The organism is Stenotrophomonas sp. SMYL11, assembly GCF_036320005.1.
Classification (GTDB): Bacteria; Pseudomonadota; Gammaproteobacteria; order Xanthomonadales; family Xanthomonadaceae; genus Stenotrophomonas; species Stenotrophomonas maltophilia_A.
Genome location: NZ_JAWIRS010000004.1, coordinates 132,353 through 156,461, shown reverse-complemented (window position 1 = coordinate 156,461; position 24,109 = coordinate 132,353). Strand labels below are relative to the sequence as shown.

General features: G+C 66.2%; 27 protein-coding genes. 22 read left to right on the top strand and 5 right to left on the bottom strand.

The features are described from left to right. Position 1: 1 nt before the first annotated feature. The 11 genes from V3B46_RS09505 to V3B46_RS09455 all read left to right on the top strand — a co-directional run bounded on the left by V3B46_RS09505 (position 2) and on the right by V3B46_RS09455 (position 6,804). The gene (locus V3B46_RS09505) at positions 2-463 is read left to right on the top strand and encodes an NUDIX hydrolase (RefSeq protein ID WP_329891776.1); all 462 of its coding nucleotides are present in this window, start codon (positions 2-4) and stop codon (positions 461-463) included. Continuing rightward, complete coding sequence (mnmA, locus tag V3B46_RS09500) at positions 460-1,602, top strand: tRNA 2-thiouridine(34) synthase MnmA (protein WP_329891775.1); 1,143 nt, start codon at positions 460-462, stop codon at positions 1,600-1,602. The genes V3B46_RS09505 and mnmA overlap by 4 nt, the downstream gene beginning before the upstream one ends. Further along, on the top strand, positions 1,599-2,213 hold the full coding sequence (hflD, locus tag V3B46_RS09495; protein WP_032127363.1) for a high frequency lysogenization protein HflD: 615 nt from the start codon (positions 1,599-1,601) through the stop codon (positions 2,211-2,213). The genes mnmA and hflD overlap by 4 nt, the downstream gene beginning before the upstream one ends. Before the next feature lie 164 nt (positions 2,214-2,377). Then, positions 2,378-3,568 (top strand): methyl-accepting chemotaxis protein, encoded by a 1,191-nt coding sequence (locus V3B46_RS09490; RefSeq protein WP_010485867.1) that lies wholly within the window; start codon positions 2,378-2,380, stop codon positions 3,566-3,568. 98 nt (positions 3,569-3,666) lie between these two features. Further along, positions 3,667-3,882, top strand: a complete 216-nt coding sequence (locus tag V3B46_RS09485) for a hypothetical protein (RefSeq protein WP_088025911.1) — start codon at positions 3,667-3,669, stop codon at positions 3,880-3,882. Positions 3,883-3,979: 97 nt separating this feature from the next. Continuing rightward, positions 3,980-4,327 (top strand): hypothetical protein, encoded by a 348-nt coding sequence (locus tag V3B46_RS09480; RefSeq protein WP_106467984.1) that lies wholly within the window; start codon positions 3,980-3,982, stop codon positions 4,325-4,327. 112 nt (positions 4,328-4,439) lie between these two features. After that, positions 4,440-4,904, top strand: a complete 465-nt coding sequence (locus tag V3B46_RS09475; protein ID WP_329891774.1) for a hypothetical protein — start codon at positions 4,440-4,442, stop codon at positions 4,902-4,904. Positions 4,905-5,043: 139 nt separating this feature from the next. After that, a complete protein-coding gene (locus V3B46_RS09470; RefSeq protein ID WP_329891773.1) occupies positions 5,044-5,181 on the top strand; it encodes a hypothetical protein in 138 nt (45 codons plus the stop codon). Between the two features lie 9 nt (positions 5,182-5,190). Then, the gene (locus tag V3B46_RS09465; RefSeq protein ID WP_329891772.1) at positions 5,191-5,322 is read left to right on the top strand and encodes a hypothetical protein; all 132 of its coding nucleotides are present in this window, start codon (positions 5,191-5,193) and stop codon (positions 5,320-5,322) included. After that, a complete protein-coding gene (locus V3B46_RS09460) occupies positions 5,322-5,567 on the top strand; it encodes a hypothetical protein (protein ID WP_229655303.1) in 246 nt (81 codons plus the stop codon). The genes V3B46_RS09465 and V3B46_RS09460 overlap by 1 nt, the downstream gene beginning before the upstream one ends. Before the next feature lie 121 nt (positions 5,568-5,688). Beyond that, complete coding sequence (locus tag V3B46_RS09455; protein WP_329891771.1) at positions 5,689-6,804, top strand: GAD-like domain-containing protein; 1,116 nt, start codon at positions 5,689-5,691, stop codon at positions 6,802-6,804. A gap of 117 nt (positions 6,805-6,921) precedes the next feature. On the opposite strand, the gene V3B46_RS09450 is transcribed toward V3B46_RS09455, so the two are convergent. After that, entirely contained in the window at positions 6,922-9,681 is a 2,760-nt protein-coding gene (locus tag V3B46_RS09450; RefSeq protein ID WP_154263470.1) for a bifunctional diguanylate cyclase/phosphodiesterase, read from the bottom strand. A 131-nt stretch (positions 9,682-9,812) separates the two neighbouring features. On the opposite strand from V3B46_RS09450, the gene V3B46_RS09445 reads away from it, so the two are divergent. Continuing rightward, positions 9,813-11,915, top strand: a complete 2,103-nt coding sequence (locus V3B46_RS09445; RefSeq protein ID WP_329891770.1) for a sensor histidine kinase — start codon at positions 9,813-9,815, stop codon at positions 11,913-11,915. A 4-nt stretch (positions 11,916-11,919) separates the two neighbouring features. Next, positions 11,920-13,692, top strand: coding sequence for an EAL domain-containing protein (locus V3B46_RS09440; protein ID WP_032127372.1), 1,773 nt, complete (start codon positions 11,920-11,922; stop codon positions 13,690-13,692). A gap of 93 nt (positions 13,693-13,785) precedes the next feature. Here V3B46_RS09440 and V3B46_RS09435 read toward each other — a convergent pair whose 3' ends face one another. The 4 genes from V3B46_RS09435 to flgA form a co-directional block, all read right to left on the bottom strand. Further along, positions 13,786-15,006, bottom strand: coding sequence for an ATP-binding protein (locus V3B46_RS09435; protein ID WP_154263468.1), 1,221 nt, complete (start codon positions 15,004-15,006; stop codon positions 13,786-13,788). A 91-nt stretch (positions 15,007-15,097) separates the two neighbouring features. Next, complete coding sequence (locus V3B46_RS09430; RefSeq protein ID WP_010485882.1) at positions 15,098-15,436, bottom strand: flagella protein; 339 nt, start codon at positions 15,434-15,436, stop codon at positions 15,098-15,100. Further along, positions 15,433-15,738, bottom strand: a complete 306-nt coding sequence (flgM, locus tag V3B46_RS09425; protein WP_154263467.1) for a flagellar biosynthesis anti-sigma factor FlgM — start codon at positions 15,736-15,738, stop codon at positions 15,433-15,435. The genes V3B46_RS09430 and flgM overlap by 4 nt, the downstream gene beginning before the upstream one ends. A 75-nt stretch (positions 15,739-15,813) precedes the next feature. Beyond that, positions 15,814-16,470 carry a flagellar basal body P-ring formation chaperone FlgA gene (flgA, locus tag V3B46_RS09420; protein WP_329891769.1) on the bottom strand — a complete coding sequence of 219 codons (657 nt, stop codon included), beginning with the start codon at positions 16,468-16,470 and terminating at the stop codon, positions 15,814-15,816. Between the two features lie 263 nt (positions 16,471-16,733). Between flgA and V3B46_RS09415 the strand changes: the two genes are divergently transcribed. The 9 genes from V3B46_RS09415 (at position 16,734) to V3B46_RS09375 (ending at position 24,109) form a co-directional block, all read left to right on the top strand. Beyond that, on the top strand, positions 16,734-17,678 hold the full coding sequence (locus V3B46_RS09415) for a chemotaxis protein (RefSeq protein WP_154263465.1): 945 nt from the start codon (positions 16,734-16,736) through the stop codon (positions 17,676-17,678). 137 nt (positions 17,679-17,815) lie between these two features. Further along, on the top strand, positions 17,816-18,211 hold the full coding sequence (flgB, locus tag V3B46_RS09410) for a flagellar basal body rod protein FlgB (RefSeq protein ID WP_329891768.1): 396 nt from the start codon (positions 17,816-17,818) through the stop codon (positions 18,209-18,211). 3 nt (positions 18,212-18,214) lie between these two features. Then, a complete protein-coding gene (flgC, locus tag V3B46_RS09405; protein WP_010485892.1) occupies positions 18,215-18,622 on the top strand; it encodes a flagellar basal body rod protein FlgC in 408 nt (135 codons plus the stop codon). 23 nt (positions 18,623-18,645) lie between these two features. Next, a complete protein-coding gene (locus tag V3B46_RS09400) occupies positions 18,646-19,329 on the top strand; it encodes a flagellar hook assembly protein FlgD (protein ID WP_154263463.1) in 684 nt (227 codons plus the stop codon). A 32-nt stretch (positions 19,330-19,361) separates the two neighbouring features. Continuing rightward, complete coding sequence (gene flgE / locus V3B46_RS09395; RefSeq protein ID WP_154263462.1) at positions 19,362-20,585, top strand: flagellar hook protein FlgE; 1,224 nt, start codon at positions 19,362-19,364, stop codon at positions 20,583-20,585. A gap of 32 nt (positions 20,586-20,617) precedes the next feature. Next, positions 20,618-21,367 (top strand): flagellar basal body rod protein FlgF, encoded by a 750-nt coding sequence (locus V3B46_RS09390; RefSeq protein ID WP_032127377.1) that lies wholly within the window; start codon positions 20,618-20,620, stop codon positions 21,365-21,367. Positions 21,368-21,469: 102 nt separating this feature from the next. Continuing rightward, positions 21,470-22,255: a flagellar basal-body rod protein FlgG gene (gene flgG, locus V3B46_RS09385; protein ID WP_005409571.1), complete on the top strand. Its 786-nt coding sequence runs from the start codon at positions 21,470-21,472 to the stop codon at positions 22,253-22,255. A gap of 22 nt (positions 22,256-22,277) precedes the next feature. Then, positions 22,278-22,970, top strand: a complete 693-nt coding sequence (gene flgH, locus V3B46_RS09380) for a flagellar basal body L-ring protein FlgH (protein ID WP_010485899.1) — start codon at positions 22,278-22,280, stop codon at positions 22,968-22,970. Positions 22,971-22,972: 2 nt separating this feature from the next. Continuing rightward, positions 22,973-24,109, top strand: a complete 1,137-nt coding sequence (locus V3B46_RS09375; protein WP_154263461.1) for a flagellar basal body P-ring protein FlgI — start codon at positions 22,973-22,975, stop codon at positions 24,107-24,109.

Below are 24,109 nucleotides of genomic sequence, written 5' to 3'. Positions count from 1 at the left end.
GTTGAACACCACGCCGGACCCGCGCTGGGCACCGCACGCCACTGTCGCCACCGTGGTGGTCGACGGCGGCCGCGTGTTGCTGGTCGAGGAGACCATCGACGGCCGCCAGGTGCTGAACCAGCCGGCCGGCCACCTCGAGCCGGGCGAAAGCCTGGCCGAGGCAGCCCTGCGCGAGACCCGCGAGGAAACCGGCTGGACGGTGCAGCTGACCCACTTCATCGGCTGCTACCAGTGGACGGCCGGCGACGACACCACCTTCCTGCGCTTCTGCTATGCGGCGCGTCCGGTCTCGCACGACCCGGCGCAGCCGCTGGACACCGGCATCGATCGCGCGCTGTGGCTGACCCCGGCCGAGCTGCAGGCAGCCACGGAGCGCCTGCGCAGCCGGCTGGTCTGGCAGGTGGTGGCTGATTTCCTGGGTGGCCAGCGCCATCCGCTTTCGCTGGTCCGGGAGGTCGCATGAGCACTCCGCGCGTGATGGTGGGCGTCTCCGGTGGCGTCGACTCTTCGGTCGCCGCCTGGCGGCTGGTGCAGCAGGGCGAGGCCGTAGCCGGTCTGTTCATGCAGAACTGGGCCGACGACGGCAGCGGCGACTGCCGCGCCGAAGACGACCGCCGTGATGCGGTGGCCGTCTGCGGCCTGCTCGGCATCCCGTTCCACTTCCGCGATTTTTCCAGCGAGTACTGGCAGGGCGTATTCGAGCACTTCCTGGCCGAGTACGCGGCCGGCCGCACCCCGAACCCGGACGTGCTGTGCAACCGCGAAGTGAAGTTCAAGCACTTCCTGGATGCCGCCCGCGAGCTGGGCGCCGAACGCATCGCCACCGGCCACTACGCGCGGGTGACCCAGCGCGGCCACCAGTGGCTGCTGCTGCGTGGTGCCGACCGTTCCAAGGACCAGAGCTACTTCCTGCACCAGCTGGGCCAGGCGCAGCTGGCGGCCACCCTGTTCCCGATCGGCGACCTGGAAAAGACCGACCTGCGCCGGATCGCGCGTGACGTCAGCCTGCCGACCCACGCCAAGAAGGACTCCACCGGCATCTGCTTCATCGGTGAGCGCGACTTCCGTGAATTCCTCGGCCGCTACCTGCCAGCCAAGCCAGGCCAGATCCTCGACCCGGCCGACGGCAGCGTGATCGCCGAACATCCGGGCGTGTTCTATTTCACCCTGGGCCAGCGCGAAGGCCTGAACATCGGCGGCGTGCGTGGACGCCCGGCCGCGCCGTGGTACGTGGTCGGCAAGGATGTGGCCAGCAACGTGCTGTACGTCGACCAGGACCGCGACAGCAAATGGATGCTGTCCGAGCGCCTGCGTTCGGAAGCCGCGCACTGGATCGCCGGCTCGCCGCCGGCACGGCGCTTTGAATGCACCGCCCAGACCCGCTACCGCCAGCCCGACGAGCCGTGTACGGTCGAGGTACTGGACGATGGCAGCGTGCTGGTCACCTTCGCGCGCCCGCAGCGCGCCGTTACTCCAGGTCAATCACTGGTGCTGTATGACGGTGATGTGTGCCTGGGTGGCGCGGTGATCGCCGCCACCGATGCGCCGCTGGAACAGCGCCTGCGCACCACCCCTTCCCCTTTTGAGGTAATCGCTGCATGAGTTTCACTGTCGACGACCGCGTCCTGGCTTTGGCCGGCATTGCCCAGGCCCTGCAGCAGGTACGCCGTATCGCCGATACCGGCCATTCCGACGCCGCCGCCGTGCGCACCGCCGTGGACAGCGTGTTCCGCGTCGATGCCTCCTCGCCGCAGGAGGTGTTCGGTGACCGCCATGCGCTGAAGGCCGGCCTGCGCCTGCTGCACAACTACTTCCGCAGCCAGGGCCAGGACCCGATCCTGCCCAAGCTGGCCCTGTCGGTGCTGCAGCTGGAGCGCCGCTTCGTGCAGGATGGCGCCACCGTGAACAAGGTCGCCTCGGGCATCGAGCGCGCCCAGCGCCAGGCCGTCGAGCTGGGCGACAGCGGCCACCCGGACGTGCTGGCCAACCTGGGGGGGCTGTACGCCGACACCATCAGCCACCTGAAGCCGCGGGTGATGGTCCAAGGCAACCCGCATTACCTGGGCCAGGCCGGCGTGGTCGCCGAGATCCGCGCCCTGTTGCTGGCCGCGGTGCGCTCGGCGGTGCTGTGGCGCCAGCTGGGCGGCAGCTACTGGGACTTCCTGTTCAGCCGCAAGGCGATGATCGAGGCTGTGGACCGGCAGCTGGCCTGACCGCCATGGGGTCGGATCCCTTTCCGGCACGGAAAGGGCTCTGACCCCGAAGCCGCCAAGGCGTCGGAACACCGGCGCATTCAGAATGCACTTCGAGGCACATCGACGTTAAAGAGAAAGGGGGTACGGCCGATACATCCTCCGTGCACCTCCCGAGAACGTCCATGTACTCACGCATTTTCATCCGTCTGGCCGCCCCCCTGGCTCTGACCCTGCTGCTCCCCTTCGCCATCGGTTTCGAATGGCCGGCCGCCCTGCGCTGGGCGATCCTGACCACGATGACGCTGAGCTGGCTTGGCTTTGCGTGGTGGACCACCCGCGCCCAGGCGCACCGTTCCCCGGAACATGCCCGCGTCCTGCGTGAGCAGGACCAGCTGCTGACCGAACTGCGCAACTTCGTCGGCAACGAGATCGACGGTTCGCGCGGCGAAGTGGAACGCGCCCGTGACCTGATCCGCCAGGCGGTGTCCAGCCTGGGCGGCAGCTTCGACGCCATGAACCGCAAGTCGCGCCAGCAGAGCCAGGCCCTGTCGCGCATCGTCGACCGCGCCGGTGATGAAGGCAATGCCGGCCTCGACGTTGCCCGTTTCGCCCAGCACGCCAGCCATCGCATGGAGCAGCTGGTGGAAGCGCTGGAACAGGTGAGCGGCCAGAGCAGCACCACCGTGCAGCACATCGACCAGATGGCGCAGCACCTGGATGGCATCTTCGCGCTGCTGGAAGACGTCAAGTCGATTGCCGACCAGACCAATCTGCTGGCCCTGAACGCCGCAATCGAAGCCGCGCGTGCCGGTGAAGCCGGTCGTGGCTTCGCGGTGGTGGCCGACGAAGTGCGCAACCTGTCCGAGCGCTCGACCACCTTCAACGAGCAGATCCGCAAGCTGGCGCACAGCTCCAAGGACGCCATCGCCAAGGTGCGCGAGACGGTCTCGCACATGGCCTCGCGTGACATGGACCGCTCCCGCGAAGCGCGTCAGGAAGCGGCGGCCATGCTCGACAACGTCGCGCAGATCAATGCCTCGCTGGGCGATGGCATGCGCGAAGTGTCCGAGTGCGCCCGTTCGATCGATGGCAGCGTGGCCGAGGCCGTGCGCGCCCTGCAGTTCGAAGACATCGCCACCCAGGCGCTGGGCGGCGTGCACACTCACCTGGACCGCCTGACCGCGATCAACCGCGAGGCGGTGGCGCTGCAGGAGCTGCTGCACCGCAATGGCGGCGTGTTCGACGAAGAGATCGCCACCGCCCTGCAGCGCACCGGCAGCCGCCTGCGCGAGCTGCGCAGCGAATGGGAACGCCCGCCGCACAAGCCGGTTGCCCAGCAGAGCATGGGCGCCGGTACCGTCGAGCTGTTCTGATCCTGATGTCCGCTGCCGCCACCGGCAGCCCGCAAGGCCCCGGTTCGTCCGGGGCCTTTGCCTGTGACCCGCCATTGGATGCATCCTGTACACGCACCATGACCCTGATCCGCGCCCTGCCCTCCCTCACCGACACCGAGCGCCCGCGCAACGCGAGCGTGCGTGAGCAGCTGCAGCAGCTGGAAGAGGTGGCACGTGAGGAGATCCGCGAGCTGCAGCAGCTGGCCGATGCGCGCCCTGCCCTGTCCCGCACGGACGACGCGCTGCTGGGTCTGGCGTGGGACCTGGGGTTGGATGGGGAAGCCTTGAGGTAGATCCACGCCATGCGTGGATGGCCTTCACCACCACCCGCTCCAAACCCATGGCATGATCCGCCCATGCCACCTACGGCTGGACACGGAGTGTCGTCGCATGAGCACCACGTTCATGACCTGGCTGGGATTTGCTGTGATGGTGCTCATCGCGGTCACCTTCACCTGGCGCCCCGCCTACGCCACTTTGCGGCCACCCCGGCATCGACCTGTCGCATTCCTGTTCGGCAGCCTGCTCTTCATGCTGATGGCCTTCCTGGCTGCCTGGGCGGCGGCAACGGCCATCCATACCGGGCACGTCCATCTAAGCCACCACCGCTACGGCACCATTGATGTGTGGCGCGAGATCGAGCCGATGACCTACTGGCTGATCATTGTGGCGGAGTACTTGCTGGGGCTCCTGATCGCCAGCTATTCCATGGCGGGCATCGCATTGATGAACCGGTAGATCCACGCCATGCGTGGGTGCATGCGATCGCCCCTCCACCCTTTCGGACTTGTTGCATGGTGTGGATCACAGGCCCGGGGCACACTCGTCGCTCTCCCTCCCTGGTGGCCGCATGGCATTCAATTCCGAAGAAGCGCGAGAAGCCTTCGAACAGTTTCTGATCATCATGGACGATCAGATTGAATGGCTGATCGAACAAGCGCAGCAGCGCGGCGTCGACCTTGACCGCAGCCTGGAGAGCCTTGATCGCCTGGAGACCCTGTACACGACGATGGCTGCAACGCAGTCGGAGGACGAACAGGAGGGCCTGAGGATTGTGTTTGCACGATATCTGGGCGATGTCGTGTGGGAGCATCACGGCGGGAAGTGGACTCTGCCACTCGATGACCCCAAGGACATAAACTTCAACATGCCGGTTATCGTGGGGCACTCGTCCTGCCCGTGGCTGGAATTCAATCCCATCCATACGATGCATTGCTACGCCCTAAGGCCAAAGGCTGGAATGCTCCGAAGCATCGTCGCGCACAGTGTTGATCCGCAGATCCTGGATCTCAGCGATCTGGTGGAAGAGGATTGAACCTAGGAGACTGCTCGTTTCACTGGACGACCCCGCCAGGACCGCGGCTCGTTCCGGGCAACATCCACGCATGGCGTGGATCTACTGGCGTGGCGTAATCGCTGTGGCATGATGCCCCGGTCCCGCTCATGGAAGACCGATGGCCATCGCCCTGATCGCAGTGCTGTTGATCGAAGGCCTGCTGCTGGTGCTGTGGGCGCCGTTCTTCTTCCGCACCGGCATCGTACTGTTCAATCAGCGCATCGCCGCTGCGCCAGCAGAGCTGGCGCAGCTTTAGCTGGCTGGGTTGGAGCATGATCTGCCGGCCGATACCTGGCTTCGCCTGGTGTTCCGCGCGCTGCCTGACGGCAGTATCGCCTTTCGCGAGAGCTTCGCGCCGAGCTTTAGCGGCCGCTACTTTCCGCTGCTGCGCGGGTGATGATCGACGCACGACGCAGGGAAGTGCGGGTGGTCGGGCGGTGCAGCTGGTTCGCGCTGGGCCTGACAGTGATGCTGGTGCGGATCATCCTGGTCCGCCCGGCTGCGTCGCCGATGCTGGTGGCCCTGCTGCTGTTCCACATGGGCTATTTCATCCAGCGCCGACGCTATGCACACGTGGTCGAAGCAGTGCGCGCACGGCTTCGCTCCGAATTTCCGCAGCGAACGGTTGCCGCATTGCAGTAGATCCACGCCATGCGTGGATGTCGCTGATAAAGACGCGCAGATTCGGATTGTTTGCATGGACCTGGGCCGGACAGCCCCTCATCGTGCAGGGCCGATTTCAGTTCAGATCAGCCCACAGCCCATGACCAGCACCGCCCTCTGCCTTTCACTTGCCCTGCAACTCCCGGTTGCCGCAGAACCGCTTGCCCTGGGTCCGGACTCCCTGCTTGCGCTTCATCAAGCTCTCCAGTCATTCGGCGATTTCCAGCAGCCGTACTCCGCGCCTATGGATGTGAACGATCCTGATGCAGGTGCGACCGACGCAACCGTCGAGGTCTCCACCGGCTGCCTGCAGGGTGGTCCACAGGTCATCATCCTGGACGTTGATGTCGACGAGGCGCCGGAGCGGTATCTGGTGCTGGCCAAGCCTTGGCATGGCCTTCCTGCGGGCACGTTGTTGCTTGTCTCAGGAAGCTCGGTGACCGTCATTCCAACCCACGAGGGCAGCCCGGAACTTGCACGGGCTGAGACACTACTCGCCTTCCTGGACTACCTGCCAATCAGCACGGATTGGAATGCACTGGCCGTACCGAACACCGCGTTTCCAGTAACGGAGTTGAATCCTGACGAGTTCCTTCAGGGCTTCATTCCGAGCTCCAAGGTTGAAGCAGTTCCCGAAGCCACCCTGGCGGCATGGGAAGGCGTGCTACCCAACCTGCTGCTGGCACTGTGGCGACGCGATGGCCTCGCACGCTATCGCGACGACAGGCTCGCCTTGGTCGATCCCCACCTGTATGCGGAGATTGCTACCGCGTTCCTGCAAGGCAATCCCATGGAGGGTGCCGATATTTTCCATGTCTACGCGGTGACGGCTTTCGGCCAGATTCTTCTGTGTGGGGAGAACACCTCCGCGCAGATCAGCATCGATCCGCACAGCGGACACGTCTCAACAGAATCGGATCTACCAGACCCCGCCGATGCGGTGGAACGCAACTGGAAACTGGCGTTCCTGCTGGAGGCCCTGGATGGGCCCTATCTTGACGTCACCGACGACGATGAGCGGCCCCTGCATGCCCATGCACGTGACCGACTTGGGCCATTGGCTCCGAATGAGATCTACAGTTTTTCGCCCGCGGTTTCCGAAGGCGGTTGGAACGCTGCGCACCTGGTGAAGGCGGATCGCCTCGCCGAGCTGGAAGCTCTTGCCGGGATAGCACCTGGGAAGCCGCCGACCCAACCGGATGGCGATAACCGGTAGCTCCAAGCCATGCGTGGATGAGCGCGAGCTCGGGCATTCGTGTCGACCAAGGTCGACACCTACCAGAGCGGTGCGTCGGCGTGCGGCGATCCCGCCGGGCAAGGCCCGGCGCTACCCTCAGCGTGCCAGCACGACCTCGCTGGCAGCATCTGTGCGCCCAGGTGCCGGGTGCTGCTGCCGCAGCCATTGCGCCAGGTCGCGCGGGCTGAGCGGGCGCGAGTAGAGGTAGCCCTGAATCTCGTCGCAGCCCTGGCGGCGCAGCATGTCTTCTTCCTGGTGCGTTTCCACGCCTTCTGCCACCACCTTCATGCCCAGCGCGTGGCCCAGGTGCACGATCGCCTGGGTCACTTCGGCCGTGCCCGAATCGTGCAGCATGCCCTGCACGAAACTGCGGTCGATCTTCAGGCGCCCCACCGGGAAGCGGTTGAGGTAATTGAGGTTGGAGAAGCCGGTACCGAAGTCATCCACCGCCAGCGGTACGCCGTGCCGTTCCAGCACATCGAAGCAATGCCGCAGAATGTCGGTGTCACGGATCAGTGCCGACTCGGTCAGCTCAAGCTCCAACCGCTGCGGCGGCCAGCCGTGGGCGTGGCAGATCTCGATTACGCGCTCGGCGAACCCGCGGTCGCGCAGCTGCACCGCCGACACATTGACCGCGATGCGGTCGAAATGCAGTCCAGCACGGTCCCAGGCGGTCGCCTGGCGGCAGGCTTCATTCAGCACCCAGTCGCCGATGCGCACGATCTCACCGCATTTCTCCGCAATCGGAATGAACTCGGCCGGGCTGCAGTAGCCGATGCCAGGCCGGTGCCAGCGCAACAGTGCCTCGATCGCCGGTGGCTCGCCGTGGTGGGCGTGCAGCAGCGGCTGGTACGCCAGGCTGAACTCTTCGCGCTCGATGGCCCCATGCAGGGCATGCTCGACGTCCAGCCGGCGCTGGATGCGGGCCAATGCGTCCTGGCTGTAGTACTGGTAGGTATTGCGCCCGGCTTCCTTGGCCGCGTACATCGCGGCGTCGGCAGCACGCAGCAGGGAATCAAAGTCGGTCTGCGCATCGCCCAGCATCGCGATGCCGACGCTGGCGCCGACCTTCAACGTGGTCTCGCCACGGCGCAGCGGCTCGGCCAACGAGGCGATCAGCTTGCGCGCCACGTGGCCGGCGTCTTCCGGCTCGGCCAGGTCGCGCAGCACCACAATGAACTCGTCGCCACTGAAGCGGCCGAACAGGTCGTTGTTGCGCAGGTTCTGGTGCAGGCGCGTGGCCGCCGCCTTCAGCAGCGCATCGCCGGTGGCGTGGCCGAAGCTGTCGTTGATGGTCTTGAAGCCGTCCAGGTCGATGAACAGCATCGCCAGCGAGGTTCCGCGATCGCGTGCTTCCTCGATGGCCTCGGCGGTCTGCTCGCCGAGCAGCACGCGATTGGGCAGGCCAGTCAGCAGATCGTAGTGGGCCAGCAGTTCAATGCGCTCGTTGGCCTCGCGCTCGCGGGTGATGTCACGGAACAGCACCACGAAGCGCGGCGGCAGTCCGTCACGACGATCCAGCTCGATCAGCACCTGCACCCAGACACGCAGGCCGGACTGGCGGTAGAAGCACAGGTCCAGCTGCTCGGGCAGGCCGCCGTTGGCGATACGGGCGAGTGCCGCCTCGAACGCGTTGCGCGAGTCCTCCGTGTACAGCGCCAACGCCTGGTCGAGGGTGATCGGTTCCTTGCGCAGGCCATGGATGCGGTAGCACTCCTCTGTCCACTGCATGTGCCGGGTCTGTACCTCGATCTCGCAGCCGCCGATGCGGCCCAGCGCGGACACGCGATTGAGCAGCTCGGTGCGCCAGCGGATCAACGCGTCGGTCTGGTGCTGCTCGGTGATGTTCTGCACCTGGCCGAGCAGGCGCTTGGGCTGGCCGTCCATGTCCAGCAGCGGCTGGATCCACAGCCGCAGATGCTGTGACGGCTCATTGCCGCGGGTCAGCTCCAGCTCGAGGTTGGCGGCGCGACCATCGCGCCACAGGCGTCGCCAGGCCGCACGCAACGCGCCACGCGAACGCGGGTGCAGCTGCTTCAGCCAGCGCCGCTGGCCGGGTACGGCGCCCTGCTCCAGCGCCAGCAGCGAACGCAGCTCCGGCGACCACCAGAAATGACCACTGTTGGGGTCGAACGACCAGCTGCCCATGCTGGCGATGCGCTGGGCCTCGCTCAGGTGCAGCTGCTGTTCCTGAAGCAGCCCTTCCAGCTGCTTCTGTTGTTCGATATCGGTATGCGTGCCGACCATGCGCAGCGGCTGGCCATCGGCGGTGCGCGCGACCACGCGCCCGCGGTCCAGTACCCAACGCCACTGGCCATCGGCCTGGCGGAAGCGGAACTGTGCGCTGTACTGCTCGCTCTGCCCACGCAGATGCTGGTCCAGCGCGGCACGCACCTGGGCGATGTCCTCGTTGTGCACACGGGCCAGAATCTCGGTGGCGGTTTCATCGCCCAATGCCGGGGTGCGCACCACACGGTCGCTGGGAATGTCCCAGTCCCAGAGGCTGTGCCCGGCGCTGTCCAGCGCCAGCTCCCAGCGCCCACCGCCGCCGAGCGGCACCGGCTCGGGAATGCTCAGCGTGAAGGCCAGCAGGTTGCCGGCGCCATCATGCACGGCGCGCAGGTGGCCGTCGTAGTGCCCGTGCGGGCCACCGGGCAGCGTGCAGGCCACGATGCCGCCATCGGCGGCCATCAGGCGCAGATCTTCCAGCATCGGCGCATACGCAGCCACGGTCGCCGGCAGGCCGTGCTCGCGCGCAGCCGGATTGGCCGCCAGCGGGCGGCCCGTGCGGTCGACGATGACCAGCGCCGACGCAAGCGGGTGCTGCAGCAGGCTGGCGATGATCCCTTGGTCCACGCGATCTTGCTCCGGATGACACGCCCGTCAGCGGGGCACGCAGTGGTTAACGGCGCCTGCGGCGGATAATTGAGTGGTCTGGGCGCACCTGCGCGGTAAGATGGCCGGCGCCCCTTTCTTCCGCCCTGTCCATGCCCGCTCAACCGACCGGCAACGCCCCAGTTCCCGACCCGCGGATGGCGCAGGCGCTGAGCCGCGACCGGCGTCGGGTGGTGCTGAGCTACCTGGCAATGGCGCTGGCCTGGATGATCTCCACCGACAGCGCAGTGCAGGCACTGGTGCCCGACCCGCAGCAGGCGGCCCTGTGGCAGGGCCTGAAGGGCTCGTTCTTCGCCCTTGCCAGCGCGGGCCTGCTGTATCTGCTGCTGCGCCCGCTGGCCGAGCACGTGCTGCACACCCATGCACGCCAGCAGGCCTCCGAGCTGCGCCTGCGGCAGATGTTCGAGGGCAACCCCGGCCCGATCCTGGTCTATGACCTCGATACGCTGGCGATCCTCGATGCCAATCCGGCGGCCTGTACGGCCTTCGGCTGGGACCGTGACGAACTGCTGGAGCAGACCATCGATTCGCTGTGGCCGCCAGGCCAGGACCAGGCACTGCAGACCAAGCTGGAGGCGATCCGCGAGGCACCGGAGGAATTGTGCATCCTGCGTACCCAGCTGCAGCTGCGCGACGGCTCCCTGCGGCAGATGGAACTGCGCTCCAACGCGATCAGCTACGACGGCCACAACGCCCGCTTGCTGATTGCCATCGACCGCACCGCTGAAGACCTGGCCCAGCTGCGCCGTGACCAGGCGCTGGCGCGGGTCGAAGAAGCCCACGAGCTGGCGCGCATCGGCGCCTGGGAACTGGACCCCTCCACGGGACTTGGCCGCTATTCGAACCAGGTATATCGCCTGCTCGGTCGCCGCCCGCCCGAGGCGCGGCGCTGGCATCGCTTCGACGAACTGCTGGTCCCGGCAGACCCGGCCACCGCCACCCAGACCGAACAGCTGTTGGCCGAGCTCTGCTCCGGCGAGCCGGTCCAGGTGGACGTGCTGTTGCCGTTGCTGTCGATGGATGGGCGCGCCTTGATGGTGCATCTGCGTGCTGCCAGCGGCATCGACGAGGCCGGCCGCAACCGCGTGCTGGGCACCCTGCAGGACGTGACGGAGCGCGAGCAGTCGCGACGCCTGCTGCGCGAGCGCGAGGAACAGTTCCGCGAGCTGGTACGGGTACTGCCCGACGGCGTGGTCATCCTCTCCGACGAACACGTGCTGTACGCCAACGCCTGGGCCGCCAGCCTGTTCGGCTATGGCAGCCACACTCTGCTGGGCGAGCCCCTGTCAGCACTGGTGGACAGCGCCGATCTGGTCCGCGTGCGCAGCCAATTGCGTGCAGGCCAGCCACACCTGGGGCCCGGTCACAGCAGCGTGGTGGCGATGCAACGCGCGGATGGCCGCAGCTTCCATGCCGGCCTGGCGGTGGGCGAAGTGCGTTATGGCGGACGCGACTGCAAGCTGCTGATCGTGCGCGACCTGAGCGATTCCGAGCGCACCCGCAGTGCACTGGAAACCAGCAACCGTGAACTGCAGGCGATGGCCGGCCGCCTGTTCTCGCTGCAGGAGGATGAGCGCCGCGCGATCTCGCGCGACCTGCACGACGATATCGGCCAGGCGATCACGGCGATCAAACTGTCTGCGTATGCCGCTCAGGACGAGGACGATCCGCAGCGCCGCGGCGAGGACCTGGCACAGATCGTCAGCCTGGCCGATACCACGGTGGCCAAGCTGCGCGACATCTCTACCCTGCTGCGCCCGCCACAGTTGGACGCGCTGGGCCTGGAAGCAGCCCTGAGCTGGCAGGCACGGGTGCTGTTCCGTTCGTCGCCGGTGGAACTGCTGGCCGAGATCGAGCCGCTGCCGCATCGTCCCGACAACAGCATCGAGCAGGCCTGCTTCCGCATCGCCCAGGAAAGCCTGACCAACGTGCTGCGCCACGCCCGCGCCAGCCAGGTACTGCTGCAGCTGCGCGATGTCGGCCAGCGCGGCCTGCACCTGCAGATCCGCGACGACGGCGAGGGTTTCGACCCCGATGGCCCGCGCGGGCTGGGCCTGATCGTGATGCGTGAGCGTGCGCAGAGCGTCGGTGGCCATGTGCGGATCGAATCCGCACACGGCGAAGGCACCCTGATCGACGTTCACCTCCCCTACCAGGCGGCCAGCATGGCCGCCGTTGAGTCACCGGACTACTGAGCCTATGTGGAATCCCAACCAGCCCCCGGTCAGCATCGATGATGCGCCTGATCGGCTTGGCGCCGGCAATCCCGAGCTGCAGGCGATGGTCGCCGAGGCGGCCTCGGGCGGCACCGCACTGATGTTGATGCACGTGGACATCGACCACTTCGCCTCGGTCAACGAAAACATGAGCGCCGAGGTGGGTGACCAGGCCCTGGTGCTGGTGGCGCAGCGGTTGCAGTCCTACCTGCGTGGTCGCGGCAAGCTGTGGCGCCACGGCAGCGATGAGTTCCTGATCGCAGTGCCACGCACGGCCGACGTTCCGCTGCCGGAGGACTTCGCCGAAGAGATCCGCCAGCAGATGGAGCTGCCACTGTCGGTGCTGCCCTATACATTGTTCATGACCGGCAAGCTGGGCGTGAGCCTGTGCCCGGACCATGCCAGCAGCACCTCGCGCCTGCTCGACCATGCCGAGGACGCGCTGTACCAGGCGGCCCGCGAAGGCGGCAACGCGGTGCGCATCCACGCGGTGGATACCCCGCCCAGCGCGCACAGCGAAAGCATCATCGCCCGCCAGATCGTGGACGCCATTCCCAACGGCGAACTGAAACTGCGTTACCAGCCGCTGGTCAGCGCCCGCGATGGTCACGTGGTCGGCATGGAAGCGCTGCTTCGCTGGCAGTCGCCGACGCTGGGCATGCTGGTGCCGGAGCGCTTCATGCGCACGGCAGAGCGGCTGGGCATCATCGTGCAGATCGGCACCTGGGTGCTGGAAGGGGCACTGAAGCAGGCACGCCTGTGGCGCGATCAGGGCTTCGACGACTTCACCATCGCGGTGAATGTCTCCACCCTGCAGCTGCTGCGTCCCAACTTCTTCGCTGAAGTCATGGGCCTGATCCAGGCCGCGGGCGTGCCGGCACAGATGCTGACGCTGGAGATCAACGAAAGCGCGCTGACCAACAACGTCAACTTCGTGCACGAGACGCTGGCCAATCTGCGCAACGAAGGCATCAGCCTGAGCCTGGACAATTTCGGCACCGGTGATTCCAGCCTGAGTGCCCTGGTCCGCTACCCGGTGGACAAGCTCAAGATCGACCGCAGCTTCATCAAGAGCGCGCCGGCCGGCAACCGTGAGGCGGCCATCGCCCGCGCGATCATCGCCATGGGCCATCAGCTGGGCATGACCGTGATCGCCAACGGCGTTGAATCGCAGGCCCAGCTGGGCTTCCTGCGCCGCAACGACTGCGATGTGTTCCAGGGCTACCTGTTCGGCGAACCGATGTCGGCCGATGCCGCCGGCATGACCCTGCGCCGCCGCTACCTGCGTCCGGAAGCCTTTGCCGAGACCCGTCCGGACCGCACGCTGCTGTTGCTGGACGACGAAGAGAACGTATTGCGCTCGCTGGTGCGCCTGTTCCGCCGCGACGGCTACCGCATCCTGGCCGCCGGCAACGTGCGCGATGCGTTCGACCTGCTGGCAATCAATGACGTGCAGGTGATCCTGTCCGACCAGCGCATGAGCGACATGAGCGGCACCGAGTTCCTGGGCCGGGTGAAGATGCTGTACCCGGACACGATCCGCCTGGTGCTGTCCGGTTACACCGATCTGAACACCGTGACCGACGCGATCAACCGCGGCGCGATCTATCGCTTCCTGACCAAGCCATGGAACGACGACGAGCTGCGCAAGCACATCCACCAGGCGTTCCGCACCTATGAGGAGCAGCGCCGCAGCAATGCTGGCCCGGCGCCGGTGGAGAGCGGAGATGGCGGCGAGGATCGCCCGCTGCGGTAACGATCCCCTCTGGTAGAGCCGGCCGCTGGCCGGCTGCTCTGGATGCCGGGTTCAATGAGGTTGCAGGCCAGCGGCCGGCATTACCAGAAACGGTCAGCGCGGCTGCTTCACCGGCAGCACCACGCGGAAGCGCGAGCCCACGCCCGGGGTGCTGTCCAGGTCGATGCGGCCATGGTGCTTGTTGATGATGCTGTAGGAGATCGACAGGCCCAGCCCGGTACCGCTGCCCACCGGCTTGGTGGTGAAGAACGGATCGAAGATGCGCTGGCGCAAATCCGGCGAGATGCCGCCGCCGGTGTCTTCGAACTCCACCCATACGTGATCGCCATCAACACCGGTACGCACGGTGATCGTGCCACGCTCGGCAATGGCATGGCCCGCGTTGAGCAGCAGGTTCATGTAGACCTGGTTCAACTCCGACGGCAGGCATTCCACCAGCGGCAACTGGCCGAACTCCCGAACCAGGGTGACCTTGTACTTCAGCTCGTTCCAGATGATGTTGATGGTCGATTCCAGGCCCGCGTGCAGGTCGACCAGCTTCCACGACTCGTCGCGGCCGGAATACGAGAAGTCCTTCAGATCACGCACGATGCGCGTCACCCGCTCGATGCCTTCGCGCGACTCGGCCATCAGCTGCGGCAGGTCGCGGCTGATGAAATCGATGTCCAGGCGGTCACGGATATCGTCGATTTCCGGGATCAGCGCCTTCGGGTCCGGCGCCCGCAATGCACGCTCGTAGGCTTCGATCACGGTGAACAGGCTGCGCAGGTACTCCTGTAGGCTGCCCAGGTTGGAGTGCACGTAACCGATCGGGTTGTTGATCTCGTGCGCGACGCCAGCGGCGAGCTGGCCGATCGAGGCCATCTTCTCCGACTGCAGCAGTTTTTCCTGGGTACCGTTGAGGCGCAGGTAGGCCTGCCGCAGCTCTGCATGGCGCTGCTGCAGTTCGCGCTCATAGTCTTCCTGCCCCTCGATATGGCGGAACAACGCCAGGAAGTGGCCCTGGCCGACCGGGCCGTGGTGATACAGATGGGCGATGACCACGCCCTCGCCCAGCGGCAGGCTGCCGTTCCAGTGACCATGCTGGCGCGCCTGCTCCAATGCATCAGGCGGCAGCAGTTCACGCAGGCGCTGCGGCGGTGGCAGGCCGCCGCCCTCACCACTGGCCAGCAGGTTCTGCGCGGCCGGGTTGGCCAGGGCCACCTGCCCGTCTTCGGTGAACAGCAGCAGCCCTTCACGCAGACGCTCAAGCAGCGCCTGCAGCACCGGCTGCGGCGGAAGGGGGGCGGTAACCAGGGCGTTGGCAGCGGACACGGCGACTCGGGGCATTCGAACAGGCGCCCAATATACGCGGTCGTGCGGCGGGCTTCAGCCCGCGGGGATGGGATGTGCGACCGCCGTCGCGTCAGGCGACGGCGAGTGGGCGGCGCGCAGTGACGGTGTGCGCCTGGCCCTTGGCATCGTAGGCCGAGGCATCTTCGGTGCGGCCGAGCTGGCGCAGTGCCCAGTTGACCTCGCGGCGGCGGCGCGACAGCAGTACGCCGTTGGCACGGTTGCGCTCGGCCAGTTCCTGTAGCTGTTCACCCTCGCCCACCGGCGGCGCGCCTTCCAGCGCACGCAGCGCCTCCAGCTTGGCACCAGTGGCCCGGATCAGGGCGTGCACGTCGTGCTCGACCAGGGCCTGGCGTTCAACGTCCAGGGCCTGGGCAAGACGCTGCAGCGGCTCGCTCATCGCCGCAGTCATCCGTGCAGCTGCTGGTCCAGCTCGAGCATGCGCGATGCGATCGCGTCCGGATTGATCCTGTAGGTGCCGTTCTGCAGTGACTCGCGCACCGCGGCCACACGCTGGGCGTCGATTGCCGGGGCGGTGGTCAGCTCACGCTCGATGGCCTGCAGATTGGTGGCCTCGCCGGTCAGGCGCAGGCTGTCGGCCGCTTCGACCGGGCGCGCCGCCGCATCGGTGCTGACGCCGGGCTTGTTGGCCGGGGTCGTCACGCTGCGCAGTGCCTGGGGGACCTGCAGGTTGCCGTCGATTTTCTGGCTCATGGGGTGTCCTGGAGTTGCCGTTCACAAGGGATAACGGCCGCAGGGCCGTGATCTTTAGGGATACTTTGCGGTAAATCAACGCGCCACGATTACGTCACCAGCGGCATCGACCGTGCCCTGCACGATCCGCCGCGAGGACAGGTTCTCCACCGAGACCCGTTCGTTTTCACCGGCATCGCCCATCGCACGGCCTGCAATACGGACCTCCACCGAGCCGCGACGCGAAACCAGGGCCACATTGTCTCCTCGCTTGATGAGACGCTGCACCACCAGATCGTTGTTCGACAGCAGGGCTCCGGCCTGCAACGGACGGCGGGCGATGCGGCCGATCGCTGCATTTGGATCGGCCAGCACCGCACCGGCAATCCGGGCGGCGTCACGCTGGGCAGTGGTGATATCGGCGGCGGTGAGGGTTTCTCCAGTGCCGATTCCGCGGTTGAGCACCAGCACGGTCTGGTTGCGCCGCACCTTTACTGGCACGAACAGGCGCCACCCGCCGGCATCGGGGCAGCTGACTTCAACCGTGGTGTTGGCGGTGGGCTGCACCTGCAGCGCGCCACCACACCTGGGCAAACGCAGCGCATCGGCCACCTGGGCCTCGCCCTCGCTGCCTGCCGGTAGCGTCGACAACGCCGCGGTGCGGATACTGGCCACCGGCTGCCAGTCGGCGGCAACCGCCCACGGCGTGGCCAGGGCCAGCGCGATGGCGAAGAGCGATGTGACCCGGCGCATGGCGCCTCCTGTTGATGGGATCTGGCCCTGGTGCGTGCAAGGGGTGTGCCAGAGCGACAGGGCGGGTTGATCGGGACCGGGATGGGAATGGGAATGGGGCCGGATGGGTAGAGTCGACTGTTAGTCGACTTTCGCGCGAAGCGCGGAGTTTCCGCGATCGGATCAAAGAGAAGTCGACTAACAGTCGACTCTACAAAAACGGTGGGGAACGCGCGGTCGACAGAGCGCTCAAGTTCGGCGCCCACCCCGCCGATACAGCAGCCATGTCCCATGACCTGCTCAACCGGATCGACCAGCGGACCCGACTGGCCGGCCACAATCGCCTGGCGCTGCTGCTGTTCCGCCTCGGCGGACGTCAGCTTTTTGGCGTCAATGTCTTCAAGGTTCAGGAAGTCCTGCGCCGCCCGGAGCTGTTCCAGGTGCCCGGACTGCCCAGCCAGTTCGCCGGCGTGGCCGACGTCCGTGGCCGCTCGGTGCCGGTGCTGGACCTGGGCCTGGCCATCGGCCACCCCGAGCGTGAGCCCGATGCGGACACCTCGCCCGGCTACCTGGTCGTCACCGAATTCAACCGTTCGATCCAGGGTTTCCTGGTCAGCGGCGTGGAGCGCATCGTCAACATCGCGGTGGAAGACATCCACCCGCCTCCGGAACTGGGCGCCGAATCGAGCTACCTGACGGCGGTGACCCGCTTCCAGGGCGAGTTGATCCAGGTGATCGACGTTGAAAGCGTGCTGGCCGATATCGCCCAGGTGCGCAGTGAAGCAGTACTCGACCCGGCGATGGCAATGCCCGCCGACGGCCCGCAACTTCAGGTGCTGGTGGTGGACGACTCGCGCGTGGCCCGCCAACAGATCCGAAGCGTACTGGACCAGCTCGGGGTGGGCGCCACCCTGCTTTCCGACGGCAAGCAGGCGCTGGACCACCTGCTGCAGATCCACGCCTCGGGCGAGAACCCCGCCGAGCGCTACGCCATGGTCATCTCGGACATCGAGATGCCGGCCATGGACGGCTATACGCTGACGACGGAAATCCGGCGCCATCCGGGCCTGGCCGGCCTGTACGTCCTGCTGCACACCTCGCTGTCGGGCGTATTCAACAATGCGATGGTCGAGCGCGTCGGCGCCAACGCCTTCGTCGCCAAGTACTCGCCGCACGAACTGGCCGATTTCGTGCTGGACCGTCTGCGCAAGGTCGCGATGGCGGCCTGAGGCCTCTGATCCGCTAGTGCCGGCCCCTGGCCGGCAACCGCGGACAATCCGGGAAGCCGGCCAGCGGCCGGCACTACCCTCTCGAATTTGGCACACCCCTTGCAGCTTCCCGGGCAACGTTCCTGTGGGAGTGCACCGTGCGCAACCTGATTACCGACTACCTGGGCGTCCACGCCCAGGCCATGCCGTTGCGCGAACAGCGGATGAAGCTGATCGCCAGCAACCTCGGCAATGCCGACACTCCCGGCTACAAGGCCCAGGATCTGGACTTCGATGCCGCCCTGCGCCATGCGCAGGGGCAGGATGCCAACGGCCTGATGACCACCACCCACGAGCAGCACTACGAAATCAGTAGTGGCCTGAACCCGTTCCAGATCGCGCGCAAAGGCGTGCAGCCCAGCCTGGACGGCAACACCGTCGACCCCGATGCCGAGCGTGCCGCCTATGGTCGCGCCGCACTGGAATACCGCGCCTCGCTCAGCTTCGTCGAGAGCAAGGTGCGTTCCATGCTGACCGCGATCACGGGGCAATAAGCCATGAGCAACCTGCCGATCTTCGATATCGCCGGCTCCGCGCTGCAGGCGCAGTCGGTGCGCATGAGCACCATCGCCTCCAACCTCTCCAACGCCGACACCGTCGCCGGTTCCGCCGACGCCGTGTACAAGCCGCTGGAACCGATTTTCCAGGCGGTGACCAGCAAGAACGACCCGAACATCACCTCGGTGAAGGTCAAGGAGATCACCCAGAGCGAAGCCGCGCCGATCAAGCGCTATGAACCGGGCCACCCGCTGGCCGATGGCGATGGCTACATCTACCAGCCCGATGTCGATCCGGTGGCGCAGATGGTCAACCTGATCTCGACCTCGCGCAATTACCAGGCTGGCGTGGAGATGCTGACCACCGCCAAGGAACTGGCCCTGGCCACCTTGACCATGGGCCGTTGAGGCCCGCAGCACCGGATATCGCCATGACCACCGCCGTCAACAACCAGACCAACCAGGACGTCTACGCCGCGCTCGGCCTGAACGCCCCGAACAGCAACGCCACCAAGAAGAAGAACACGCTGGACCAGGCCGATTTCCTGCGCCTGATGACCGAGCAGCTGCAGCACCAGGATCCGCTGAAGCCGATGGACAACACGCAGATGGTCGCGCAGATGGCGCAGATGTCCACCGTGCAGGGCATCACCGATCTGAACAAGACGGTAAAGGGCTTCCAGGAATCGATGGCCAGCGACCAGGTGCTGCGCGGTGCCGCACTGGTTGGCCACCAGGTACTGGTGCCGTCGGAAAAGCTGGTGCTGGAAAAGGAAGGCAGCGTCGAAGGCACGGTGGCCGCGCCCTCGGCCGGCATCATCACCGTCGACATCACCGATGCCAACGGCACCAAGGTCACCTCGCTGAGCGTTGAAGCCAAGGCCGCCGGCGAAACCGCCTTCAAGTGGGACGGCAAGGACGCCAACGGCAAGCGCATGGAACCGGGCAAGTACTCGGTTGTCGCCAACCACGTCGACACCGCCGGCAAGAGCACAAAGCTGTCCACCTACGTACAGGCCCCGGTGGAGAGCGTGACTGTCGGCTCCGACGGCCTGTACCTGAATCTCAAGGGCCTGGGCACGGCCCCGATCGACTACGTGCTCCGCGTCAGCTGAGCCGCACACCCCGTACTTACCAGGAGCATCCCATGGGCTTCAATGTCTCGCTGTCCGGCATCAATGCCGCCAATTCCGACCTGAGCGTCACTGCCAACAACGTCGCCAACGTCAATACCACCGGCTTCAAGGAATCGCGCGCTGAGTTCGCCGACCTGTTCTCGGCCACCGGCTACGGCCTGTCGAAGAACGCGGTGGGTTCCGGTGTGCGTGTCTCCAATGTCGCCCAGCAGTTCAAGCAAGGCCACAACGAGCAGACCGGTCGCAGCCTGGACATGGCCATTTCCGGTGAGGGCTTCTTCACCATGAACATGAACGGCTCGCGCGTGTACTCGCGTGCCGGCAACTTCCAGACCGATGCATCCGGCTATGTGGTCAACCCACAAGGCGCTCGCCTGCAGGTGTTCGCACCGAATGCCGATGGCACCAACTTCGATGCCGGCCGCATGGTCGACCTGCAGCTGCTGACCACCGACAGCCCGCCGAAGCAGACCAGCGAAGTGAAGGTCGGCTTCACCCTGCCGGCCAACGCCAAGCAGCCGACCGTCACAACATTCGACCCGACCGACTCCAACAGCTACAACCACTCCAGCGGTGGCATCACCGTGTACGACTCGCTGGGTGTCAGCCACATCCAGGTTTCGTACTTCGTGAAGGGTGCCAACCCGAACGAGTGGACCGTGCGCAACTACGTTGACGGCCAGCCGGCCGGCGCGCCGACCCCGGTCACCTTTGACAACAGCGGCAAGCTGACCAATCCGGCCAACGGCAAGGTCAGCCTCGGCACCTTCACCCCGACCACCGGTGCGGGCGTGCTGAACATGACGCTGGATGTGAGCGGCTCGACCCAGTACGGCGAAAAATTCGCGCTGCGCAACACCCAGCAGGACGGCTACGCCGCCGGCAAGCTCAACGAGATCACCGTGTCGGAAACCGGCGTGGTCTACGCGCGTTACTCCAATGGTGCCGACAAGCCGCTGGGCCAGGTCGCGCTGACCACCTTCAACAATCCGCAGGGACTGGAATCGAAGGGCAACAACCTGTGGGTGGATACCTTCAGCTCGGGCACCCCGCGCACCGGCATGCCGGACACCTCCAACCTCGGCAAGATCCAGGCCGGCTCGCTGGAAGCGTCCACCGTCGACCTCACCGAGCAGCTGGTCAACATGATCACCGCGCAGCGCAACTTCCAGGCCAACGCGCAGATGATCACCACGCAGGACCAGATCACCCAGACCGTCATCAACATCCGTTGATGACCTGCTGACCCCGTCACGGAACTCCCCGCATGGATAAAGCCCTTTACGTGGCGATGACCGGTGCCCGCGCCTCCCTGCAGGCGCAGGGCACGCTCAGCCACAACCTCGCCAACTCCGATACCCCCGGCTTCAAGGAAGCGCTGGCCAACACGGAAGCCTTCCCGATCCGTGGCCCGGGCTTTGCCTCGCGGGTGGATGCGCTGCATGTCGACGCCGGATTCAATCGCACGCCCGGCTCGCAGCACATCACCGGCAAGCCGCTGGACCTGTCCCTGCAGACCGGCACCTGGCTGGCCGTGCAGTCCAGTGACGGCAGCGAGGCGTACACGCGCGGCGCGGCGTTGTCGGTGACGCCGAACGGCCAGCTGGTGACCTCCAGCGGCCGTCCGGTACTGGATGACAACAACAACCCGATCGCCATTCCGCCCTACCAGGCGATGGAGATCGGTGCAGACGGCACGCTCTCGATCATCCCGCAGGGCGAAGGTCCGCAGACCATGGCGCAGATCGGTCGCATCAAAGTGGTGCAGGCACCGGATGAACGCCTGGAGCGTGGCCTGGATGGCCTGTTCCGCAACACCGACCCGCTACAACCGTTCGCACCGGCACAGGGCACGGCCGTGCACAGCGGCCAGCTGGAAGGCAGCAACGTGGATGCCGCTGGCGCGCTGGTGCAGATGATCCAGCTGCAGCGCCAGTACGAAATGCAGGTGCAGGTGATCAAGCACGGCGACGAAAACGCGCGCAGCGCCAACAGCATGCTGCGCCTGGGCAGCTGACGGAATTCCGGCGCCGGTTGATGCCGGCGCTGGCACACCGCTTGCACACCCGCATACAAGGGCCGCACCACGCGGCCGGCTTCACCAGACAGGACATCGAAGATGAACCAGGCATTGTGGATCGCGAAAACCGGACTGGATGCGCAGCAGATGCGCATGTCGGTGGTTTCCAACAACCTCGCCAACACCAACACCACCGGCTTCAAGCAGGACCGTGCCAGTTTTGAAGACCTGCTGTACCAGCAGGTGCGCCAGCCCGGCGGCTCTTCGTCGGCGCAGACCCAGTTGCCGACCGGCCTGCAGCTCGGCACCGGCGTGCGCGTGGTTGCCACCGCCAAGAATTTTGAACAGGGTGGCCAGCAGCAGACCGGCCGCGCCCTGGACGTGATGGTCAACGGCCGCGGCTTCTTCGAGGTTCAGATGCCTGATGGCAGCTCGGCCTACACCCGTGATGGCTCGTTCAAGATCAACCAGGACAGCGAGCTGGTCACCAACAGCGGCTATCCGGTGCAGCCGGGAATCCAGATTCCCGAAGGCGCGCAGTCGGTCACCATCGGTACCGACGGCACCATCAGCGTGAAGATGGCCGACGGCGCCGCCTCGGTGGAAGTCGGCGCGCTGACCCTGACCGACTTCGTCAATCCCGCTGGCCTGCAGGCACGTGGCGAGAACCTGTTCCTGGAGACCACTGCGTCCGGCCCGGCACAGAACGGCAACCCCGGCCTCAACGGCCTCGGCACTGTGGTGCAGGGCGCGCTGGAAGGCAGCAACGTCAACGTGGTGGAAGAGCTGGTGTCGATGATCGAAACCCAGCGCGCCTACGAGATGAACGCCAAGGCGATCTCCACCACCGACTCGATGCTCGGTTATCTCAACAACAAGCTCTGACCGGCCAACCCGGGAAACTGCCATGTCGCCGATTTCCAACTTCGCCCGCACTGCCCTCGCCTGCGCCGTGGCCGCCCTGCTCGGTGGCTGCGTGATCGCGGGTGACGTGCGCCCCTACCCGACGATGGCACCGATCCAGCCGATCATGCCGCCGCAGGCACAGCCGACCGCCGGTGCGATCTACGCTGCCGGCCCGACCCTGCAGCTGTATTCGGACCGCCGCGCGCGTGATGTCGGCGACCTGTTGACCATCACCCTGCTGGAAAACACCACCGCGCAGACCAGCGCCAACACGGCCACCAACAAGGAATCGAACCTGAGCCTGGGTACGCCGTCCATTCTCGGCGCTCCGGTCACCCTCGGCGGCAAGGACATCCTGAGTGCCACGGCCAAGGGCGCGCGTGACTTCACCGGCAAGGGCAACAGCGCGCAGAGCAACCGCCTGCAGGGCAGCGTCACCGTCACCGTAGTGCAGCGCCTGCCCAACGGCAACCTGGTGGTGCAGGGGCAGAAGAACCTGCGTCTCAACCAGGGCGATGAACTGGTGCAGGTGCAGGGCATCGTGCGTCCCGGCGACATCAGCCAGGACAATACCATTCCATCCAGCCGCGTGGCCGAGGCCCGCATCGTCTACGGCGGCCGCGGCCCTGTCGCGCAGTCCAACGCGATGGGCTGGCTGAGCCGCTTCTTCAACTCCGGCCTGACGCCGTTCTGAGTATGGCCATGAATTCCTTCTTCTCGTCTTCCTGGCAGCGCCGCGCGGCGTCGTTTGCTGCTTTGATGCTGCTGATCGTGGCCGCCCCTGCCAGTGCCGAGCGCATCAAGGACCTGGCCCAGGTCGGCGGCGTGCGCGGCAATGCGCTGGTGGGTTATGGCCTGGTGGTCGGCCTGGATGGCAGCGGCGACCGCACCAGCCAGGCACCCTTCACCGTGCAGAGCCTGAAGAACCTGCTGGGCGAACTGGGCGTCAACGTGCCGCCGAACGTCAACCCGCAGCTGAAGAACGTGGCCGCCGTGGCGATCCACGCCGAACTGCCGCCGTTCGCCAAGCCGGGCCAGCCGATCGACATCACCGTGTCCTCGATCGGCAACGCGGTGTCGCTGCGCGGCGGTTCGCTGCTGATGGCGCCGCTGCGCGGTGCTGACGGCCAGATCTATGCCATCGCCCAGGGCAACCTGATCGTCGGCGGCTTTGGTGCGCAGGGCAAGGATGGTTCCCGTGTCTCGGTTAACGTGCCCAGCGTCGGCCGCATTCCCAACGGTGCCACCGTTGAACGCGCCCTGCCCGACCCGCTGGCCAACGGCGGCGACATCACCCTGAACCTGCACAACAACGACTTCACCACGGTCTCGCGCATGGTCGCCGCGCTCAACAACGCCTTCGGCGAAGGTGCCGCGCGTGCGGTCGACGGCGTGACCGTAGCGGTTACCGCGCCGACCGATCCGGGCGCACGCATCGGCCTGCTGGCACGCATCGAGAACCTGGAGCTGACCCCGGGCAGCGCCCCGGCCAAGGTGGTGGTCAATTCGCGTACCGGCACCGTGGTCATCGGCCAGCAGGTGCGCGTGGGACCCGCAGCGATCTCGCATGGTTCGCTGACCGTGACCATCCAGGAAAACACCAACGTCAGCCAGCCCAATGCACTGTCCGGCGGCCGCACCGTGGCCAGCCCGCAGTCGACCATTACCGCCACCAACGACGGCAGCCGCATGTTCAAGTTCAGCGGCGGCACCACCCTGGACGAGATCGTGCACGCGGTGAACGCAGTAGGCGCGGCACCGGGCGATCTCATCGCGATCCTGGAAGCCCTGAAGCAGGCCGGCGCACTGAGTGCCGAGCTCGAGGTGATCTGA

What these genes read in the sequence shown, in the direction of transcription:
- mnmA (WP_329891775.1), top strand. Translation starts at nt 460, where the DNA reads ATGAGCACTCCGCGCGTGATGGTGGGCGTCTCCGGTGGCGTCGACTCT.
- hflD (WP_032127363.1), top strand. Translation starts at nt 1,599, where the DNA reads ATGAGTTTCACTGTCGACGACCGCGTCCTGGCTTTGGCCGGCATTGCC.
- V3B46_RS09490 (WP_010485867.1), top strand. Translation starts at nt 2,378, where the DNA reads ATGTACTCACGCATTTTCATCCGTCTGGCCGCCCCCCTGGCTCTGACC.
- V3B46_RS09485 (WP_088025911.1), top strand. Translation starts at nt 3,667, where the DNA reads ATGACCCTGATCCGCGCCCTGCCCTCCCTCACCGACACCGAGCGCCCG.
- V3B46_RS09480 (WP_106467984.1), top strand. Translation starts at nt 3,980, where the DNA reads ATGAGCACCACGTTCATGACCTGGCTGGGATTTGCTGTGATGGTGCTC.
- V3B46_RS09475 (WP_329891774.1), top strand. Translation starts at nt 4,440, where the DNA reads ATGGCATTCAATTCCGAAGAAGCGCGAGAAGCCTTCGAACAGTTTCTG.
- V3B46_RS09470 (WP_329891773.1), top strand. Translation starts at nt 5,044, where the DNA reads ATGGCCATCGCCCTGATCGCAGTGCTGTTGATCGAAGGCCTGCTGCTG.
- V3B46_RS09460 (WP_229655303.1), top strand. Translation starts at nt 5,322, where the DNA reads ATGATCGACGCACGACGCAGGGAAGTGCGGGTGGTCGGGCGGTGCAGC.
- V3B46_RS09455 (WP_329891771.1), top strand. Translation starts at nt 5,689, where the DNA reads ATGACCAGCACCGCCCTCTGCCTTTCACTTGCCCTGCAACTCCCGGTT.
- V3B46_RS09445 (WP_329891770.1), top strand. Translation starts at nt 9,813, where the DNA reads ATGCCCGCTCAACCGACCGGCAACGCCCCAGTTCCCGACCCGCGGATG.
- V3B46_RS09440 (WP_032127372.1), top strand. Translation starts at nt 11,920, where the DNA reads ATGTGGAATCCCAACCAGCCCCCGGTCAGCATCGATGATGCGCCTGAT.
- V3B46_RS09430 (WP_010485882.1), bottom strand. Translation starts at nt 15,436, where the DNA reads ATGACTGCGGCGATGAGCGAGCCGCTGCAGCGTCTTGCCCAGGCCCTG.
- flgM (WP_154263467.1), bottom strand. Translation starts at nt 15,738, where the DNA reads ATGAGCCAGAAAATCGACGGCAACCTGCAGGTCCCCCAGGCACTGCGC.
- flgA (WP_329891769.1), bottom strand. Translation starts at nt 16,470, where the DNA reads ATGCGCCGGGTCACATCGCTCTTCGCCATCGCGCTGGCCCTGGCCACG.
- V3B46_RS09415 (WP_154263465.1), top strand. Translation starts at nt 16,734, where the DNA reads ATGTCCCATGACCTGCTCAACCGGATCGACCAGCGGACCCGACTGGCC.
- flgC (WP_010485892.1), top strand. Translation starts at nt 18,215, where the DNA reads ATGAGCAACCTGCCGATCTTCGATATCGCCGGCTCCGCGCTGCAGGCG.
- V3B46_RS09400 (WP_154263463.1), top strand. Translation starts at nt 18,646, where the DNA reads ATGACCACCGCCGTCAACAACCAGACCAACCAGGACGTCTACGCCGCG.
- flgE (WP_154263462.1), top strand. Translation starts at nt 19,362, where the DNA reads ATGGGCTTCAATGTCTCGCTGTCCGGCATCAATGCCGCCAATTCCGAC.
- V3B46_RS09390 (WP_032127377.1), top strand. Translation starts at nt 20,618, where the DNA reads ATGGATAAAGCCCTTTACGTGGCGATGACCGGTGCCCGCGCCTCCCTG.
- flgG (WP_005409571.1), top strand. Translation starts at nt 21,470, where the DNA reads ATGAACCAGGCATTGTGGATCGCGAAAACCGGACTGGATGCGCAGCAG.
- flgH (WP_010485899.1), top strand. Translation starts at nt 22,278, where the DNA reads ATGTCGCCGATTTCCAACTTCGCCCGCACTGCCCTCGCCTGCGCCGTG.
- V3B46_RS09375 (WP_154263461.1), top strand. Translation starts at nt 22,973, where the DNA reads ATGGCCATGAATTCCTTCTTCTCGTCTTCCTGGCAGCGCCGCGCGGCG.